The sequence below is a fragment of the Streptomyces changanensis genome, assembly GCF_024600715.1.
Classification (GTDB): Bacteria; Actinomycetota; Actinomycetes; order Streptomycetales; family Streptomycetaceae; genus Streptomyces; species Streptomyces changanensis.
Genome location: NZ_CP102332.1, coordinates 6,801,982 through 6,817,869 on the forward strand (window position 1 = coordinate 6,801,982; position 15,888 = coordinate 6,817,869).

Below are 15,888 nucleotides of genomic sequence, written 5' to 3' on the forward strand. Positions count from 1 at the left end.
CCGGTGCCTACCCCCAAAGGGCCGCACCCGGCCGACCAAGTCTGTCCGGAAGCGGTTCGGTGGACGGCCCATCGGTCTGAGAATCGGGCGCATGAGTGATCTGTGGTGCATGAGACGGCGAGTTGCTACGCCTTCGCGCGGTTCGGCCAGCAGTGGTGGTTGTGCGTGATCGAACACCCTCGCCTCGGGGGTGGACTCGTCCCCGGTGGGCACGCCGAGGACGGTGAGGACGCGCTTGCGACCGCGGCGCGGGAGGTGTTGGAGGAGACGGGGCACCGAGTGCGCCTACTGCCGCCGCTTCCCCAGGGGTATCCGCATCCGGCGACCGCGTCGGTGTGGCATGTGGTGTCGATGCCGGCAGCTGCAGACAGCCGCTGCGATCGGCGCCACGTACACGGGGACCACATCGTCGTCGGTGCCGTCGACCGGCCGTTCGCCATGCACGCGGCGCCCGAGCACACGGTCCACTGGGTGGAGCGCAGCGCGCTCGACCAGCTCAACCTTCCCGAGGACACGCGGGTACTGGCTGGCGAGCTGTTCGAGACGATCGACCGCGTTGTGGCCGTGCGGCCCCGGCGGCGGTCGACGAGGACTTGGCTGCGGAGCTACTTCGGCGCCAGGACGAGGACCAGGCCGTACGGCTGATCCCGGCGGCCGAGCGGACGCCGGAGCTGATGGAGTGGTGGCGGGCCGTCGACGAGGCGAACACAGCCTGGCTGCGAGAGCTGATCGCCGCGCGTGGATGGCCGGGCGAGGCGAGGGTCGGGCGACAGGCCGCCGGGGCCGCGTGGCTCCTCGCGCAGCATGCCGACCGGCAGCCCGACTTCCAGCAGGAGTGCCTGGAACTGCTCTCGGCTGCCGTGACCGCGGGCGACGCCGACCCGCAGCACGGCACTCTGCTGGAGGACCGGGTACGGGTCACCCAAGGGCAGCAGCAGATCCTCGGCACCCAGCTGACACAGAACCCCGACGGCACCCTCGCCCCGTACCCTGTGGCAAACCCGGATGAGGTCGAGGCGCTACGGGCAGCGTGGGGGTTCAAGCCGCTGGAGAGGTACATCGAGCAGGTCGCGGCCAGCGCCAAGTAGGGCGAGGTCAGGATGGCCGGGGTCGGCGCGAGACCCGGCTCCGCCGCGCTGCGCGCTCGTGTGTCGGTCATGATCGACACCGTTTGTGGTACAGCATCGCCGCCACGCCGCCCTCGTACGAGATGCCGCGCAGGATCGCGACCGGAGCCCCGCGGCCTCGCTGGCCGATGATGATCCCGGCTGTGTGCGGCGATCAGATCGGTGAAGGTCTCTTCCTGGCGCTCGGTGCGGCCGTCGCGTTCGGTGTGCTCACTTCGCGTCGCCGAAGTGCCGGTCCCGGCGCTGCTGGTCCTCCAGCCACCCGGCGAACACCACCCTCGCTGCGGCGGCGGTCACCGCCCGCACTGCCACAGGCGCGCTGCGGGTAGTAGACCGCCCGCAGCGCCGCCGGCAGCCCGGCCGCCGCCCGCTGTCGAGCACCCCGGCTTCCACGGAGAACTCCAGCACGCGGCGCAGGTTCACCACCGGCCAGGTCAGCGCTGCCGGTCGCCGCCCGCGGGCCTGCCCGACTGCCGTCTCTCGCCGCCGGTGACCTCCCCGCTGGCAAGGCGGCGCAGATTCGGCCGAGCGCCGACCCGTGTCCGTCGCCCGGTCGGGCTCCCGGCCGCCTGCCGGCCGTCGAGTTGTTTCGTGCCGCCTCGCCGTCGGGCCCCCGCCGCCGAGCGGCCTCGTCCGGCCACCGCCGCGCTGCCGGGTCGCGCGCCGGCCTCCGGCTCCCCGTCCAGTCCCCGGCGCCGTGCCGGCGGACCTGCTGGCGCCCAAGAACGGGCTCCGCTGCCCGCGCCGCTGCGGCCTTGCCGTGCCGCCGCCGAGTGCGGCGTCGTCGCGCTCGTTGTTGGATGGCCAGCTTGGGCTGTGGTGGGCTGGCGTTGTCACTGGGCCGTCTTGGGGCACGCTGAAGCCCATGACCCAGTCTGGACTCGTACGTGTGTCGGAGTGGATCAGCCGTCGGGCGTATGAACGAATTAGTGGTGCATCGTCGACTGGATTTGTTTGTCCGTCTTCAGGTATCCGGGCTGCCGGGCGTTTGCCCAGCGAAGATGTCTACCTCGACCTCACAGCGCACACCCCCCTGATTAGCTGCTTTTTGTGGGGGATCACCTCGGGGTGTGGTAGCGAATCGGGAGGTCGATTCACCTTCGCAAGTTCGCTTTTTTCCCATATGCATGAGCCTGCGGGGGTGGAAGTGATCCTTCCTCTTAGGTGGGACTACCGTCCCGCCGCCCGCTCACCCAGAAGCCCCGTGTGACCTGCGGTTTTCTCGCCTCACCTCCGCCGCGAGGGGTGGCGTCAGAAAGAAAGCAGACCAGCCAAGGCTAAAAAGATACTAAATCGATCACCAATGAGCGTCACCTGATCCAGGAATCCTACAATTCGGTCGCCTTGCATGGAGGGATCATTTCCCATGGGGGGAGGCCTTGGGATCGTGGAGCGAACGGCTCAGGCTGACGATATTGTGGGTGCCCCATCACGGCCGGCTCGCTGCGGGCTGTCATGGAAGTGGCCCCGGGGTGCATCCCGGGGCCACCTGTCAGGTCATCTACAACCCAGAAAGGAATGCACGTGACCAACGGAAAGAACCGGGAGTGGACGTTTACTCCCCGGTGCTTCCCCCCGGGATTATCCCTGCCCGGAGTGATGGTGAAACCCGAAACGCCGCGCTGTTCGACCTGCGTCTGGGCGCGAGCCTGCTGATCGTCGTCCTCGTCCTGGTGACCGTCATCATCCTGGTCACCAGGGTGCGGCCCGTCGCGACGGACGCCTCCGGCCTGTGGCTGCTCGCCGGTTCACGGTGGTGAGCGTGGTGGGCTGGTCCCGCCGCAGCTACCTGCGAGTTCGTGGACCTGCGCCGGAGCTGAGCGCCGGACCTCCCCTGGTGGGTGCCGTACGCGTACGGCACCCACCAGGGACCGCGACTGCTCAAGCCCCCGGAGCGGTGGGGCGACCACCCCCGGGGCAGGCGAAAGGGGATCTTCGATGGCAGCACCATCGCCGTGCGCCTTCTGCGGGAAGGGCATCGAGCAATCGAAACGGGGCGGACGCCCCAGGGACTACTGCAACACGACGTGCCGGCAGCGTGCACAGCGTCAACGGGATCGTGACCGGCGAGCCTCCAGGCCGGCGAAGGACGCCTGGCGCGTGATCAGCCACGACTTGTCCGCGCGCGCCCGGCACCTGCACACCGCCGGCGCCGAGCTGCCCCTACCGGAGGTGCTGGAGCTGACGGGACGGCTGTGCCAGGACGCGGACTGCCTGGCGGCCGTGGCGGTCGACGCAGCTCGTCAGCGGGGGCAGGACTGGCAGGAGGTGGCGTCCGCGGCGCGCCTGAGCGAAGCATCGGCCCGGGCCCGGTGGGGCGGTGTTCGCGCTTCCCGCCTGGTCGCTGCACGGGTGCCCCTGCCCTCGGCTCGGCCGGCCTACCGGGAACCGCCCGCACCCGCGGACGGTGAGTTCATCCTGCGCCCTGCGGGGCCCGCATCGTGCGGTGCGGCACAAGCCCTCGGCGCGGCCCTGCGCACGCTGCATGAGCGTTCGGCTGCCGGCCTGAGCCGCGTCTCCTCCATCACGGACCTACCCCTCCCCGTCCTCACCTCCGTGTTGGAAGGGCGTACGGTCGCGCCGTGGTCGGTCATCTACATGCTGGCGCACGCCTTGGGCGGCGAGCCGCAGGAGCTGCGGTGGCTGTGGCAGCACGCCTGGGGCCAACCGGCACCGGGCGACGTGGGTGACAGCCCGGAGCGCCTCCGTGCGGCGCTGTGCGGTGCGCGGCTCGCGGCCGGGTTACCGGATCTCGCCGCAAGCTGCCCGCCTGACCGGGACGTGGCTGAGGTCCGGGCGGTCTTCGACGGGCAGGCGGTGCCCGACTGGCCGGTCGTCAGCCACGTGCTGACGGTACTGGGGGCGGACCTGGCGTCGTTCGAGAGTCTGTGGGCGGAGGCGCGGGCCGCGCAGCTCGCCGCCCGGGAAGGGGATCGGTGATCATGGTGCGGCACAGCCACCACGCGGTACGCCCGCCCCGGTTCCGCCTGGAGTTCGCGGCCTTCTGCGAAGCCAACCGGGACGCCTACGTGCGCTACGCCCAGGTGCGTATCGACGACCAGGTGGAGGCGCGGCGCTGCGTCGACGTCGTCTTCGACGCCCTGGGCGCACGGTGGGTCGCGGTGCTCGGCGGCGAGCGCCCGGCCGCCCGTGCGTGGAGGGACCTGCGCACCGAGACAGCCCAGCGGACTGCCTGCGCTGCGGGCCGGGCGGGCAGGTTCCACGCCTTTTTGCGCGAAGACCAGGCCGACATGATGCTCCTGCATCACCACCTGCAGCTATCCGTCGGCAACGCCGCCGGGCTCATGGGCCTGACTGACCACGAGGCACGGGCCCTGCTGCGCGGCGCCGAGCGTGACCTGCGCACCTTCCTGGGCCACTGCGGAGGCTGAACCGAGCCCCGGCGCACACCGCTCCGTGAGACGGGTTGTGCGCCGGGGCACACACGTCTGCGTGGCGTGTAACAGCTCGTCGGCTACGTCCCATTGAGCGACTAGCCGACCGCTTGGAGCGCTCCTAGGATGAGCCCACTACGTCCACGACACCCAGCCCGCGCAGGGCTTACGGGAGCGCGTATGGCCTACGGGGAGAAACCCCAAACTCACGTCATCGACACCAGCAAAGCCAGCGCCGCGCGCATGTACGACTGGCTGCTGGGAGGGACGGAGAACTACGACGTCGACCGCGACGCCTGCGTCGAGCTCTTGAAGATCGCTCCCAGCAGCCAGCAGCTGGCCCGCAGCAACAGGGACTTCCTCAGACGCGTGGTGCGCTTCCTGGCCGCAGAGAAAGGCATCACCCAGTTCCTCGACCACGGATCCGGGCTGCCGACGCAGGACAACGTGCACGAAGTCGCGCAGCGGCACCACAAGGACGCCAAGGTCGTCTACGTCGACGACGACCCCATGGTCCTCGCCCACGCCCGCACCTTCTTGGACGACAACGACAACACCAAGGTCCTCGGGTACGACATGCGGTGCACGGGCGACATCAGAGCGGCGACCGAGGGCTTCCTCGACTGGGACGAGCCCATCGCAGCCCTGTTCGTGTCCGTCCTGCACTGCCTGCCGGACACCGACGACGAGAACGACCCGGCCAGGCTGATCCAGACCGTCGCCAGACAGCTTCCGGCCGGCAGCTACATGGTGATCTGCCAGCTGGTGAGCGATGACCCGGTCGTACGCCGCGATGTCACCGACCTGATGGCGGTGGCGACCAACGGCAAATGGGGCCGGGTCCGCGAGAAGCACGAAGTCCGACGCTTCTTCGACGGCCTGGACATCGAGAACCCCCCGGGGCTCGTCGATGTGATCGACTGGCGACCGGACTCCGCGCCTCCCCCCATGCACCTCAGGCCGACGGACTGGGTGGAGTGGGGCGGCCTCGCCCGCATTCCGGGATGACACCGCGGTGAAGCCGCCACGGAACGGGCCCGGGCCCGCACAGCAGCTCTACGCCGGCCCGTCCGTGGCGGCCAGCCGCTCCCAGTGGGCGAGCGCCTGCTCCAGCGCCGCGGTGCTCTGCTCGCGGTCGTACGCGCTCGCGCGGACGTTGTCCAGCAGTCGGCGGTACTTGTCGAGCTGAGGCTTCTGCGTGATGTAGTTCGCCCCGTCGAGGTGTTCCACGTAGGCGAGCTCCTGGCGGTCGCCGAACGTCAAGTGGAACAGGGGGTAGGGAGGCATGATGGCCTCCTTGGGCACGATACGGACATTGACACGGTTGGTCCGCGTCGCCTTGAGGAGGAACGCCATCTGTTTCACCATCACGTCCGCGGAACCGTACGGCCGATAGAGCACGTCCTCGCTTATGTGGGCGGCCAAGGTGGGGACACCCTTGTCGAGCATGACCTGCCGCTTCATCCGCAGGGCGACGATGCGTTCGATGTCAGTGGGCGCGACGCCGAGCTCCATCATCGACACCAGCGCCCGCGCGTAGTCCTCGATCTGCAGCAGCCCCGGCACGACACGTGGGTCGAAGACGGAGATCTTCTCGGCGGTGCCCTCGAGGCGGATCAGGCGCTTGAGGAAGTTGGGCGTCACATCGGCGAATTGCGCGTAGAGGTCGGCGTTCCCCGCCTGCGCCAGCAGCTGGTCGAGCTGACCCTGCTGCTCCCGGGACAGCCGGTAGAACACGGCCAGGTCATGGACGTCCCGCGGCTTGGCCGGGCTCTCCCCCCGCTCCAAACGGCTGATCTTCGAGGTCGAGGCCCGGATCACCCGCGCGGCGTCGGCCAGGGTGTACCCGAGACGCTCGCGGTGGAACCTCAGCTCATCACCGAGCAGCCGGCCGGCGGGGCGCTGCTCGTCCGACGCCTGTATGCGGATGACGTCGGCGTCCGACTCGAGGCGGGACTTGCGGGCGGCGGGCATGCGAACTCCGGACCACTAGGCAGAAAATTGCCCCCAGAATGCCGCTTGCATGCCCGCCGCACAAATTATGACCAAGGCTTAGCTTTCAGTTGCCCCTAAACGGCGAGACGGTCGAACTCCGAGCCCTTCGCACCCTCCAGGAAGGCCTTCAGTTCCGCCTTCGTGAAGATCAACGCCGGGCCCTCCGGGTCCCGGGAGTTGCGCACGGCCACGCCGCCTTCGGGGAGGCCCGCCACCTCGATACACTCACCGGCCCCCACGCTCGCCTGAGCCTTCACCCAGGTCACACCCATGATCTCGCCAGCCGAGACACCGTTTTTGATCGTCATCGCCATTCCCCTCACCCTTCTCGTCGTCTGACAAACGCGTGCACACAATTCCCATGTGGGAAGTCCAAGTGCCACTCATGCAAGGGTAGTCGGGCAGACCGCATGCGAACATTTCCCCGAAAGAGTGCAGTTCGACGCTGCTTATACGATCAACACTCATGCCGTGTTGCGTGCCGGGCCGTCGCACCCGAGCGGGATAGGCCCGAACATCGCAGATACCGCCGACCGGCAGACGTGCCCTCGTCCGGCGGGCCACAGGAGTAGCACGTCCCGCTCTACGGACCCACACCGGTCAGGTTCGTGCAACCAGCCGTGCCTACCGTCCGGGCCAGTCCTCACCGCTACGCCGGGCAGGACCCGGCACGGAGAGCACGCGGACCGGTGGCGGAGGCAGCGTGCGAGTTCCCAGACGCCGTGCATCGGCACGGGCTGGAACGCGGCGGCCGCCGCGACACGCCCTGGTCGCGATCGAGACGCCGGCCATCGCATTCGTCCACGTCGACCCTGAGTTGTGAGGCCCTGCCCGCGTGACGGCCGCGGCAACCACGGTCCGCCGGCATCCGGCTGCGGGCCGAAACCGAGAAGGGGGCCGCCACATGGGGATGCCGGGTCCGCGTACCGAGCGCCAACACCCGGGCGGCGCGGGCGCGGTCCCGGCGGGGCCCGGTCTCGCCGCCGGCTGCCGGTGCATCGCCAGCCGCCGATGTCCGCGCGACAGCCGCGCTCCGGCCACCGAGTTCACCCTCGCTGCCCCGCCGTCGGGCCCTCGCTGCTGAGCGGCTTCGTCCGGCCCATCGCCTGTGCCGCCACGACGCGCAGCTCTCACCTCCCCATCCAGTCCGCGACGCTGCCTCGCTCCGGCCGCGCCTGCACTCCGGACTGCCGTTCACCCGCCGCTCCCGCGCCGCCTCGCCGGCGGGCTCCCCGTCGCCGCGCTGGGCCCGCCGTCCGACCACCACATTGTTCGGCCGCGCTTCGGGCCCTTCCCCGGGTCGTATCCGCGCTGCTGCTGCCTCCCCGGCGCGCCCCGCGGACTACGCCGCCCGTAGGTCCCCTCCCGCTGCGGCATGTCTCCTGCCCGCTCCGCCGGATCTGGCGCCCGGCGCAGCGCTGATCTCGATCGGTCCAGGTCAGTGCTGGCCAGGGTGATCGCGAGTACGAGGTGGTGGACGGCGTTCAGGCACTACTCCGGCCGCCGTGCTCGGATCGGACAAGGTACACGCCCCGTACAGGGCCAGCACACCGGTCAGCACCGCGGAGTCGACGGCCGGGTCAAGGATCTCCTCTTCGGCGAGCTCGCCGCCGGCGACGAGGTCGTGCACCAGGTCGGCCCCTCTCCCGGATCGCGTGGCTACCGTTCGGCGACTTCGGAGCCCGCGTAAAAAGGCCCGTCTCAGCGGACTGCTTCACCGCCGGCAGCTGCCCGCCGTTCTCGCCAGGCGGGCCGCTCTGGTGGCGATCTTCACCTTCGACAGGTCGACGTGGGAGAGGTCGACCAGCCAGGCGCCGGGCAGCTTCGCGTCGAACACCGGGTTCGTGACGTGCGTCGGTGCCCCGAGGCCGACGTTCAGGCCGTTGGCGCCGGCGGCGAAGGCCATGGTGACGGTCGTGGCCATCGCCCAGTCCTCCCGCACAGGCCCGCCGTCGGTGGGTGGGTTTCCCTGTGCGAGCGCCCTAGGGAGCGTCTTGTCGATCATGTGTCGAGCCAGATGAGTGTGCCGGCGAGGGTGACGGCGGCGAGGTAGCGGTCGGGGCGCTTGTCGTAGCGGGTGGCGATGCCGCGCCATTGTTTGAGGCGGTGGAAGCAGCGTTCGACGATGTTGCGGCGTCGGTAGACGGCCCTGTCGAACCCGCAAGGTCGTTCACGACGCCGTTTGCGGCCGGCGAGCTGGTCGACGCGTTCGGGGATGGTGGCCTTGTGGCTGGTGTCGGTCGACTCCACGGTCGTCCGCGCTCACCAGCACGCGGCCGGGGCCCGAAAAGGGGGCTTCGCGACCCGGCCCTCGGCCGGTCCAGAGGCGGCCTGACCAGCAAGATTCACCTGGCCTGTGAAGGGCGGGGCCGTCCGCTCGCTTTCGTCGTGACGGGCGGCAACACCAACGACTGCACCCGGTTCATCGCCGTTATGGAAGCGGTCCGGGTGCCCCGGATCGGCCCCGGGCGGCCCAGGGTACGGCCTGATCACGTCCTGGGCGACAAGGGCTACAGCTCGAAGGCGATCCACACGTGGCTCCGCCGCCGGGGCATCGCCCACACCATTCCCGAGCGGGCCGACCAGGTCCGTAACCGGGCTCGGCGAGGCAGCCGCGGAGGCCGCCCGCCGGTCTTCGACCGCGAGGCATACAAGCACCGCAACGTGGTGGAACGCTGCTTCAACGGCTTGAAGCAGTGGCGAGGCATCGCTACCCGGTATGACAAGACCGCCCAGTCCTACGAAGCAGCCGTCACGCTCGCCTCACTCCTGATGTGGGCGTGACATTGGACGACAACCCTCAAGGCGGCAGTGTCGCGGCCCGCAGACGAACCCGGCGGGCCGCGACGAAAGATGGGCCAAGGCCGGAAAGATCACATACTGCCTGTGTACGAGGGACGCATCGCGTACGTGTTGTCCCAGGCTCCGGTGGTAACGCATCCTGCCCGGTCGTTCAGGTTCAGCGTCTCCTCGGTGATACCCCACCGCTTGTCTTTGTCCCACCTGCCGTTGCTGTAGAAGTACCCATACCGCTTCGCTCGGCCATTGACATCTCGGAGCACATCCAGGCGTCGGCTCCCCAGGAACTGAATGGCTTCCTGGTTCCGGTCCCCGTCGTAGCCGCATCGCTCGTCGGCGAACAGGTAGGCAGTCCACTTGGTATCGGACACGTTCATGTAGGCCGAGGAAGGCTGGTTCTGTGCGGCGTGGCCTTCCAGAGTGAAGTCATGGCGCTCCTCGGCTACGGGGAAGATCCAGACTTTGCCGTCTTTGTTGTGAGCGTTCAGGTCGTGGTCCTGGTACAGGCACAGGCTCTTGCTGGGACAGACGTCGGTGCCCTGCCCCACCAGCTCCTGCACGGCCGGAGCTGCCGAAGCCGCGCGCGGCTCGTCTCCCTGAGCGACGCCTGTCAGGGAGACCGTGCATGTGGCTGCGAGTGTCATCGAGAGTGCAAGTCGCTTCATGGACGGTGAACGCCTTACATCCCCACAGGTCACGCCCACTCAGCCGCTGAGTCCGCAACGCCGCGAGTAGTTTCTTCACAGCCCGGGAATGTAGATGGTGCCTTCCAGGCGGTGCGGGCGTTGGCTCGGGACGGGTGTGACGCGGCAGTGGCAGCGGATCACGTGAAGACGTGGCTTTGCGGGACGTTCCACTCGTTGGGCAGCCGTGGGTAGAACGCGTTGATGGCCGTCCCGGTGAAGTCCCCAGCCATGTTATAGGTGATACGGACTTCGCTGTTGGCCGTCACCGCGTGGTCCTTGAACCCCAGGATGGCGTCGGGGTGGGTGATCGGTACGAACGTGATCCCGCCCCACGGCGTCACCGTGACGATCCAGAGCTGGGTGTCCTCAGGAGCGCCGTTCTTCCCGCGCCACTTGTCGCCGACCTTGTCGAGGAGGCCGACCTGGACGGCGTCGGCCTCGCTCTTGGGGGCATCTTGGTGGACGGTGATGCGCCGGCGCTGCGGCCCCGGCGTGCCGTCGCCCGCGCCGGCGGGGCGCGACGCCTGGCCCGCGGCGCTCTCGATGAAGTACAGCGGTCGCTCTCCGAAAGAGCCGCCACGGGTGAAGTACCAGAGATGGCCCTGCGCCTCCTTGGTGGCACAGTCGAGTGCGGTAACCAGCATTGCTCCCTTGTCGTGGCTCTCCCCCTTCAGCTCGACGGGCCGCAGGTAGCTACCGTTTGAGGCGTGGACGAGCATGACCGGCCGATTCTCGTGCAGCGCTGCCACGATCGCGTTGTCGTAAGCGTTCTTCACTTCATCGTTCACTGACTGCCTCAGCCCTTGATCGTTCTCCGCCCACTACAGACGGTTGTCGGATACCAGCAAGTCACAGGAGTGCCCACGTCGGCAAGATCACTTTTGGGCGTTGCGGCGTGTGTTCATGAGGCACAGCCGGATTTGGGAGTCGCTTCCCACAGTCCCCGCGCGATGACGCCTTGGATCGGATCAACGTGCTCTGGGTTCTGTGATCAACGGTCACCCCTATGCGTTCCGCTCGCATCTCACCTGCGGAAACGTGTGCGCATCGTGGCCCACGGTCCGCACCGCTCGGTGACACCCTGCCAGGCCGTCCCGGTGCGGAACCTTCACACGATCCCAGACAGGATCATTTGAAGACACCGCCTAGGCGGTCTGCGTGGGGTTGGCGGCCACCAGCAGTGCGGCGAGCGCGACGGGGGCGGCGGTCTGGTACCCGATCCACACCTCACCCCCGGCGCTGCTTCCCTGCCACGCCATCAGGAGGCCGGCAAGGGCGGCCAGCACCCAGCCGCTGTCGTAGGCAACCATGAGCCGCGTGTAAGTGCGCACCGGGCGGCTTCGTACATATCCGATCTCGATCCCACCACCGATCAGCAAGGCCACGCCAGAGGCAACCATCAACCAGGCGGGCACGCCGAGCAGACGACCGAGTGGGGCAGCTCCGACGATGTAGACAGCAGCGAGTAACACCTTGAAGACGCCATCGGCGATGATCCCCACTGTCCGGCGTGTCGCTGGCGGTGTCACGATCTGGGCCATGAGCGTTCCTTCCTGAGTTCGTCCCGACTGGTCTAATAACGAGATTACGGCAATAATCGCTCTATGAGAATGACGAGAGCAGAGGCCAAGGAACGCAACCGCCGCGCCTTGCTGGATGCTGCGTTCCGGGTAGTCTCTCGAGACGGGCAAGGGGCCAAGCTTGAGGAGATCGCCGAACGGGCCGACCTGACCACCGGCGCCATCTACTCACTGTTCGGGAGCAAGAACGGCCTGGTGGTCGCCTTGGTTGCCGACTACCTGCGGCCGCACTACGAAGAGGTAGAGCAGGCGGTTCCCTCCGGGCTGGATCTGCTTGAAGCGGTCAATGCCTTTGCCCGGTACTACCGGCGTAGTTGTGACGCTCCCGATGCGCATTCTCGCCTGGCGCTCCAGATCACCTTGCTGGACATGGCCCTGCACGACCCAGACCTGGGATCCCAACTCGCCAAGTCCATCCGATCGCAGGAGGACCACCTGATCGCGCTGTTCACGGGAAGGTCGCACAACGGGAGCGTCATAACGCCGCACCAGGCACAACGCCTGGCCACCGCACTCAGGGCGCTGTTCGTCGGCCTGAGCCAGGGCGTCATCCTCGGCCTCGCGCATGGTGCCGATGAGCAGTACTTCGCCGCCGCTGCCTGCGCCTTGGTGTCTGATATGTCACTGATTGATAATGATCTGGATGCTTCGTGATGGTTGCTGCGTAAGCGTGCACCCTTCCCCTTCTTCTCCAGCTTGGTGGCCTCGTGCTCTGCTCGAGCGGCCTCGCGTCGGGCGTGGGCGACCCAGCGGATTGCGGTGTGGCGGTGCATCCCGGTCACGTCGGCGAGGATCGGGCTGGGGGGTCAGCGGCGCATGCCCCGGAGGAGCGATTGAGGGCCGGGGTGTACTCGCGATAGCTGGGGTCGCAGCAGTGGTTGTTCGGCAAGGTTCCGCAGGAGCACGGCGAGTCGGGGAGGCAGCAGGACGGAGTGTCGGCCCAGGACCAGGTGGGCGTGCTTGTCGCCGAACTTGAGGCGCTCGGGGTGTCAGATGGCAGACCTTCCCAGGGCCCCCTTTTCGGACCCCGCCGCATGCTGATGTGCCCGCACCGTCGTCGAGTCCACGCAGACGATGGACCAGTCGAGGGTCCCGACGGCGTCGGAGTGCTGCTGGACATGCGCCAGCAGCCGGTCCCATGTGCCGTCGGCGGACCAGTGGCGGAAGCGTTCGTAGACCGTCTTCCACGGCCCGTACCGTTCGGGCAGGTCACGCCAGGCGGTACCGGTGGACAGCTTCCACAAGATCCCGTTCACGACCTGGCATCGACCCGGTCGTCGCCCAACAGCGCCGTCAGCGGCCCCTTTCATCACAAGGTCGCTGACGGCGTTCCTGTGATCAGATCCGAGCGCGATGCCGCCTCCGCGGCGACCGCCTGGAGCTGAACACAACGACTTGACAGGGAACGAGGCGAACACAGGCTGCGCTGCGAGAGCTGATCGCCGCTCGCGGATGGCCGGGCGAGGCCCTGGTCGGGCGGCAGGCCGCCGCGGCTGCCTCGCTGCTCGCACAGCATGCCGACCGGCACCCCGACCTCCAGCAGGAGTGCCTTGAGCTGCTCGCGACCGCAGGCGACGCCGACCCGCGACACGAAGCCCAGCTGGAGGACCGGGTACGGATCGCCCGAGGACAGCAACTGATCTTCGGCACCCAGCTGACACCAGGCCCCGACGGCACGCTCGTTCTCTATCCCGTTGCGCACCCAGGAGAGGCCGAGACGCTGCGGGCCGCATGGGGGTTCGAACCGCTGAAGACGTACATGGAGCAGGTCGCGGTCGGCGTCCGGTAGCGGCTGGCCCAGGGGCGCCAGGCAGCGGGCGCGAAGACGGGCTCCGCCGTACTGCGGCCGGCGACAGTCATGATCGACACCGCCTCCTTCCATGCCGCGGACGCCACCCTCGACGACTGCGGCGTACTCATCGCCGCCCCTGCCGGCGCGGGCAAGACGAGCTGTGGCGTCTCCCGTTGGCGGTGTGAAGGCGTCAGGGGGAGGCGGGCTGTGGAGCGAGCGGGGCGTCATCGAGGGTGATGGTCATCCACGGCGCCGCCTCGTCGCGGAAGGAGTGTCCGACGGGGTCGGTGCCGCTGCGCTCGTCGAGGCTGAAGCCGGCGACCGTGATCATGTGTGAGTCGTCGGCGACCGACACGAGGTGTGTTCCGCAGCGCGGGCAGAATCCGCGGCGAAGAGTAGGCCAGGTCGCGTACCACGTCGGCTCGCCGCCGGGGCCGGTCCACGTGAGCCCGTCCTTGCGGAAGCCGAGCCAGAGGACCGCGGGGCCGCCGGAGATCCGTGTCTCGTGCCGACAGGAACACAAGTGCGGACCATCCGGGGCCCCTTGCACCTGGTACACGATGTACTCGCACTGGCAGCGTCCGGTCCTGAGCGCGACGGCTGCACCCGGTGCATCGACGGTCGGGTTCCTGTTCCCTGGCGGGCTGCTCGGGGTGGCGGGAGGATCTGTCTGGCCGGATTGGTGGGGTGAACTAGGCATGGGACTCCTTGTCCGTCTTCATCGACCCGGGCCGATGCCACTGGGTGGGTCGTGACGTGAAGCGGGTTCACCGAGGGCCGGGTGGACCGGCCGTGAGTGCTGAGGCGACCGGGCCGCCGCGAGTGAGGCCGAGACGGGTGAAGTACTCGGTGGCGAGGACGCGGTCTCGTCGCCCGGCGTCGGCACGGGACAACAGCGCGGGAAGCGGCCGCTCGCCGTGAGGAGCGTGATCTGGTGGGTGCGCCGGTGGTCCGGGTGCCCGGTCAGCTGGCCCAAGGCGTCGTGTCCGATCACGAGATCGGGCTGGAACTGTCGGATGTGTGCGACGAGGCGGCCGACGGCCTCGTCGAGGGGAGCGTCGACGAGGCGTATGGCACCGCCGCGTGCTGAGTCGGGGTTGCGCGCGTCGGCGTAACCGAGCAGGCGCGGTGTGCCGGGCGCGCCGTCGCGCCGCGCTGTGCCGCGGGGGCGGTGCGGTGGTCGCTCCGCCCTGCTGCCCCGCCGTCGGGTTGCCGTGCGTCGCTATAGCGCTGGCCGTTGTGCGCCGCCGGGTGGCCGCCGCTGCCCGGCTGCGTGTCGGTCGCTGTCTCGCCGTCCGGTCTCTCGCCGCTGTGGTGTCCCGACTCTGTTGCGGCCGGCCGATCACCGCTGTGCCGCCGCCGCTGCCCCGGTGGCCAGGGTTGCTGCCCCGCCGCTCCCCGATTGCGCGCCGCGCGTTTGTGGCTGCCGGGGGTCGGTGCCTGCGTGTCGGTGGTCGGGGCGCGCGATCTGCCAGCCGTGCGCGGCGAACCCGTCGGGCCATGTCTGACGTGCCTGGGCGGTGAGCGGGTGACGCCTTCACTTCTCCTGACGTTTTCGGATCAGGCTGCTGGGCATCGACGCCCTTGACACGGCATTGCGCCTGCGTGGGAAGGGCGTCACACCCGCACGGAGAAGACCCGCCAAGAAGCCGTGGAACAGGCCAGGCTCGCGGCTCGGGCCGCAGAAGACAGGGCCTGGGCCGAGATCGCCGGACGGTAGCGCCCCGGCATCGCGGCCCAGCTGCGGCTGAACGGCTGCACCCCGGACATGCTCAACCGCGTCATCAACGGCAAGTCCGCCGACCAGATGCTCCGCGAAGAAGGTCCTGTCCAGATCGTCATCAACGCACTCATGAAGCTCACGGCTGGACCCCCGCGGTGCTGCGGCACCCCACGCCGCCTCACCTGCCTGGGCAAGCACGCCTGTGCGCGCTGCGATCCCGGGTGATCGCGATGGTGACAGCGCTGCCGGAGGGCGGGGCCCGCGGCCTGTTTCGAGGAAGGGCGAACGAGGAGGGCGGGCGCCCGATCGCTCGAGGGCCCGCCCGTACCCGATCCGGCCGGTCAGACCTTCAGGGATCAGCGCTTCCACGTGTTCGAGCGTTGTCACACTGGCCCGGGCCGCGGCCCGGACCTTCGTCAGCTTCTCCATCCACTCGATCCGCTGCTCGGCCGGGAGCACGTCCGACCGAGCTGGACGCAGAAGGCGCTCAAGCGCAGCGCCCCGGGCCCTGTGGGGCTGGGCGCCTGTGCCACCGTACGGGCGTCAGATGATCCGTGTCACTGCGGCGTGCAGTTCGCGTACGCCGCTGGTGCGCGGGTGCCGTTCCGCGAGCTGGGTGACGATGCGGCGGATCGCTGGCCGGTCGTGAACTTCGCCGGGGCTGGCCCGGTAGGCGTCCAGCAGTGCGTGGGCGGCCTGCTCGGGCCGCTGCCAGGCCCACCAGGCGCGCGCCATGTCGGTACCCGGACGGGCCCTTGCGCTCAGCGGTCGGGAACTGCTCCGGCCGCAGG

17 protein-coding genes and 5 pseudogenes are annotated in these 15,888 nt (G+C 68.9%); 10 read left to right on the forward strand and 12 right to left on the reverse strand.

Annotation, left to right across the window (positions count from 1 at the left end; genetic code table 11):
• Positions 1–105: 105 nt before the first annotated feature.
• From NRO40_RS30905 to NRO40_RS29940, 3 genes and pseudogenes are all read left to right on the forward strand, one after another.
• Positions 106–336, forward strand: a pseudogene (locus NRO40_RS30905) (NUDIX domain-containing protein); the annotation flags it as partial.
• A gap of 15 nt (positions 337–351) precedes the next feature.
• Complete coding sequence (locus tag NRO40_RS30910) at positions 352–645, forward strand: hypothetical protein (protein WP_232791032.1); 294 nt, start codon at positions 352–354, stop codon at positions 643–645.
• Positions 594–1,088: a DUF6624 domain-containing protein gene (locus tag NRO40_RS29940; RefSeq protein WP_058941729.1), complete on the forward strand. Its 495-nt coding sequence runs from the start codon at positions 594–596 to the stop codon at positions 1,086–1,088. Before NRO40_RS30910 ends, NRO40_RS29940 begins: the two co-directional genes overlap by 52 nt.
• Before the next feature lie 249 nt (positions 1,089–1,337).
• On the opposite strand, the gene NRO40_RS29945 is transcribed toward NRO40_RS29940, so the two are convergent.
• Positions 1,338–1,535, reverse strand: coding sequence for a hypothetical protein (locus NRO40_RS29945; protein ID WP_157901819.1), 198 nt, complete (start codon positions 1,533–1,535; stop codon positions 1,338–1,340).
• 1,139 nt (positions 1,536–2,674) lie between these two features.
• Here NRO40_RS29945 and NRO40_RS29950 point away from each other — a divergent pair.
• The 4 genes from NRO40_RS29950 to NRO40_RS29965 all read left to right on the forward strand — a co-directional run bounded on the left by NRO40_RS29950 (position 2,675) and on the right by NRO40_RS29965 (position 5,530).
• The gene (locus tag NRO40_RS29950) at positions 2,675–2,887 is read left to right on the forward strand and encodes a hypothetical protein (protein ID WP_058941731.1); all 213 of its coding nucleotides are present in this window, start codon (positions 2,675–2,677) and stop codon (positions 2,885–2,887) included.
• A gap of 340 nt (positions 2,888–3,227) precedes the next feature.
• A complete protein-coding gene (locus NRO40_RS29955) occupies positions 3,228–4,067 on the forward strand; it encodes a hypothetical protein (protein ID WP_058941732.1) in 840 nt (279 codons plus the stop codon).
• Entirely contained in the window at positions 4,064–4,519 is a 456-nt protein-coding gene (locus NRO40_RS29960; RefSeq protein WP_058941733.1) for a hypothetical protein, read from the forward strand. The genes NRO40_RS29955 and NRO40_RS29960 overlap by 4 nt, the downstream gene beginning before the upstream one ends.
• 183 nt (positions 4,520–4,702) lie before the next feature.
• A complete protein-coding gene (locus NRO40_RS29965) occupies positions 4,703–5,530 on the forward strand; it encodes an SAM-dependent methyltransferase (RefSeq protein WP_058941734.1) in 828 nt (275 codons plus the stop codon).
• A gap of 48 nt (positions 5,531–5,578) precedes the next feature.
• On the opposite strand, the gene NRO40_RS29970 is transcribed toward NRO40_RS29965, so the two are convergent.
• From NRO40_RS29970 to NRO40_RS29985, 4 genes and pseudogenes are all read right to left on the reverse strand, one after another.
• The gene (locus NRO40_RS29970) at positions 5,579–6,496 is read right to left on the reverse strand and encodes a helix-turn-helix domain-containing protein (protein WP_058941735.1); all 918 of its coding nucleotides are present in this window, start codon (positions 6,494–6,496) and stop codon (positions 5,579–5,581) included.
• Between the two features lie 95 nt (positions 6,497–6,591).
• Positions 6,592–6,831, reverse strand: coding sequence for a DUF397 domain-containing protein (locus NRO40_RS29975; RefSeq protein WP_058941736.1), 240 nt, complete (start codon positions 6,829–6,831; stop codon positions 6,592–6,594).
• Between the two features lie 1,400 nt (positions 6,832–8,231).
• A complete protein-coding gene (locus NRO40_RS29980) occupies positions 8,232–8,441 on the reverse strand; it encodes a hypothetical protein (RefSeq protein WP_058941737.1) in 210 nt (69 codons plus the stop codon).
• 77 nt (positions 8,442–8,518) lie between these two features.
• Positions 8,519–8,743: pseudogene (locus NRO40_RS29985) on the reverse strand (transposase); the annotation flags it as partial.
• 13 nt (positions 8,744–8,756) lie between these two features.
• Here NRO40_RS29985 and NRO40_RS29990 point away from each other — a divergent pair.
• Positions 8,757–9,301: pseudogene (locus NRO40_RS29990) on the forward strand (IS5 family transposase); the annotation flags it as partial.
• A gap of 89 nt (positions 9,302–9,390) precedes the next feature.
• On the opposite strand, the gene NRO40_RS29995 reads toward NRO40_RS29990, so the two are convergent.
• The 3 genes from NRO40_RS29995 to NRO40_RS30005 all read right to left on the reverse strand — a co-directional run bounded on the left by NRO40_RS29995 (position 9,391) and on the right by NRO40_RS30005 (position 11,543).
• Positions 9,391–9,981 carry a hypothetical protein gene (locus NRO40_RS29995; protein ID WP_157901821.1) on the reverse strand — a complete coding sequence of 197 codons (591 nt, stop codon included), beginning with the start codon at positions 9,979–9,981 and terminating at the stop codon, positions 9,391–9,393.
• A 158-nt stretch (positions 9,982–10,139) separates the two neighbouring features.
• Positions 10,140–10,790, reverse strand: a complete 651-nt coding sequence (locus NRO40_RS30000) for a hypothetical protein (RefSeq protein ID WP_232791033.1) — start codon at positions 10,788–10,790, stop codon at positions 10,140–10,142.
• A 357-nt stretch (positions 10,791–11,147) separates the two neighbouring features.
• The gene (locus tag NRO40_RS30005) at positions 11,148–11,543 is read right to left on the reverse strand and encodes a hypothetical protein (protein WP_058944388.1); all 396 of its coding nucleotides are present in this window, start codon (positions 11,541–11,543) and stop codon (positions 11,148–11,150) included.
• A gap of 69 nt (positions 11,544–11,612) precedes the next feature.
• Here NRO40_RS30005 and NRO40_RS30010 point away from each other — a divergent pair, with 69 nt between their 5' ends.
• Positions 11,613–12,236, forward strand: a complete 624-nt coding sequence (locus NRO40_RS30010) for a TetR/AcrR family transcriptional regulator (RefSeq protein ID WP_058944389.1) — start codon at positions 11,613–11,615, stop codon at positions 12,234–12,236.
• 362 nt (positions 12,237–12,598) lie between these two features.
• Here the strand turns inward: NRO40_RS30010 and NRO40_RS30015 are convergent.
• Positions 12,599–12,874 (reverse strand): annotated as a pseudogene (locus NRO40_RS30015) (transposase); the annotation flags it as partial.
• Between the two features lie 176 nt (positions 12,875–13,050).
• On the opposite strand from NRO40_RS30015, the gene NRO40_RS30915 reads away from it, so the two are divergent.
• Positions 13,051–13,371, forward strand: coding sequence for a DUF6624 domain-containing protein (locus tag NRO40_RS30915; RefSeq protein WP_408057101.1), 321 nt, complete (start codon positions 13,051–13,053; stop codon positions 13,369–13,371).
• Between the two features lie 193 nt (positions 13,372–13,564).
• Here NRO40_RS30915 and NRO40_RS30025 read toward each other — a convergent pair whose 3' ends face one another.
• The 3 genes and pseudogenes from NRO40_RS30025 to NRO40_RS30035 form a co-directional block, all read right to left on the reverse strand.
• Positions 13,565–14,074: a GFA family protein gene (locus tag NRO40_RS30025; RefSeq protein ID WP_079047393.1), complete on the reverse strand. Its 510-nt coding sequence runs from the start codon at positions 14,072–14,074 to the stop codon at positions 13,565–13,567.
• Positions 14,075–14,092: 18 nt separating this feature from the next.
• Positions 14,093–14,497 (reverse strand): PIG-L deacetylase family protein, encoded by a 405-nt coding sequence (locus NRO40_RS30920; RefSeq protein ID WP_408057102.1) that lies wholly within the window; start codon positions 14,495–14,497, stop codon positions 14,093–14,095.
• A gap of 1,143 nt (positions 14,498–15,640) precedes the next feature.
• A pseudogene (locus tag NRO40_RS30035) lies at positions 15,641–15,888 on the reverse strand (transcriptional regulator); the annotation flags it as partial.

Bases quoted from the DNA above. Each gene is read 5' to 3' on its own strand.
- NRO40_RS30910 (WP_232791032.1), top strand. From the start codon at position 352: ATGCCGGCAGCTGCAGACAGCCGCTGCGATCGGCGCCACGTACACGGG.
- NRO40_RS29965 (WP_058941734.1), top strand. From the start codon at position 4,703: ATGGCCTACGGGGAGAAACCCCAAACTCACGTCATCGACACCAGCAAA.
- NRO40_RS29970 (WP_058941735.1), bottom strand. From the start codon at position 6,496: ATGCCCGCCGCCCGCAAGTCCCGCCTCGAGTCGGACGCCGACGTCATC.
- NRO40_RS29975 (WP_058941736.1), bottom strand. From the start codon at position 6,831: ATGGCGATGACGATCAAAAACGGTGTCTCGGCTGGCGAGATCATGGGT.
- NRO40_RS29980 (WP_058941737.1), bottom strand. From the start codon at position 8,441: ATGGCCACGACCGTCACCATGGCCTTCGCCGCCGGCGCCAACGGCCTG.
- NRO40_RS29995 (WP_157901821.1), bottom strand. From the start codon at position 9,981: ATGAAGCGACTTGCACTCTCGATGACACTCGCAGCCACATGCACGGTC.
- NRO40_RS30005 (WP_058944388.1), bottom strand. From the start codon at position 11,543: ATGGCCCAGATCGTGACACCGCCAGCGACACGCCGGACAGTGGGGATC.
- NRO40_RS30010 (WP_058944389.1), top strand. From the start codon at position 11,613: ATGACGAGAGCAGAGGCCAAGGAACGCAACCGCCGCGCCTTGCTGGAT.
- NRO40_RS30025 (WP_079047393.1), bottom strand. From the start codon at position 14,074: ATGCCTAGTTCACCCCACCAATCCGGCCAGACAGATCCTCCCGCCACC.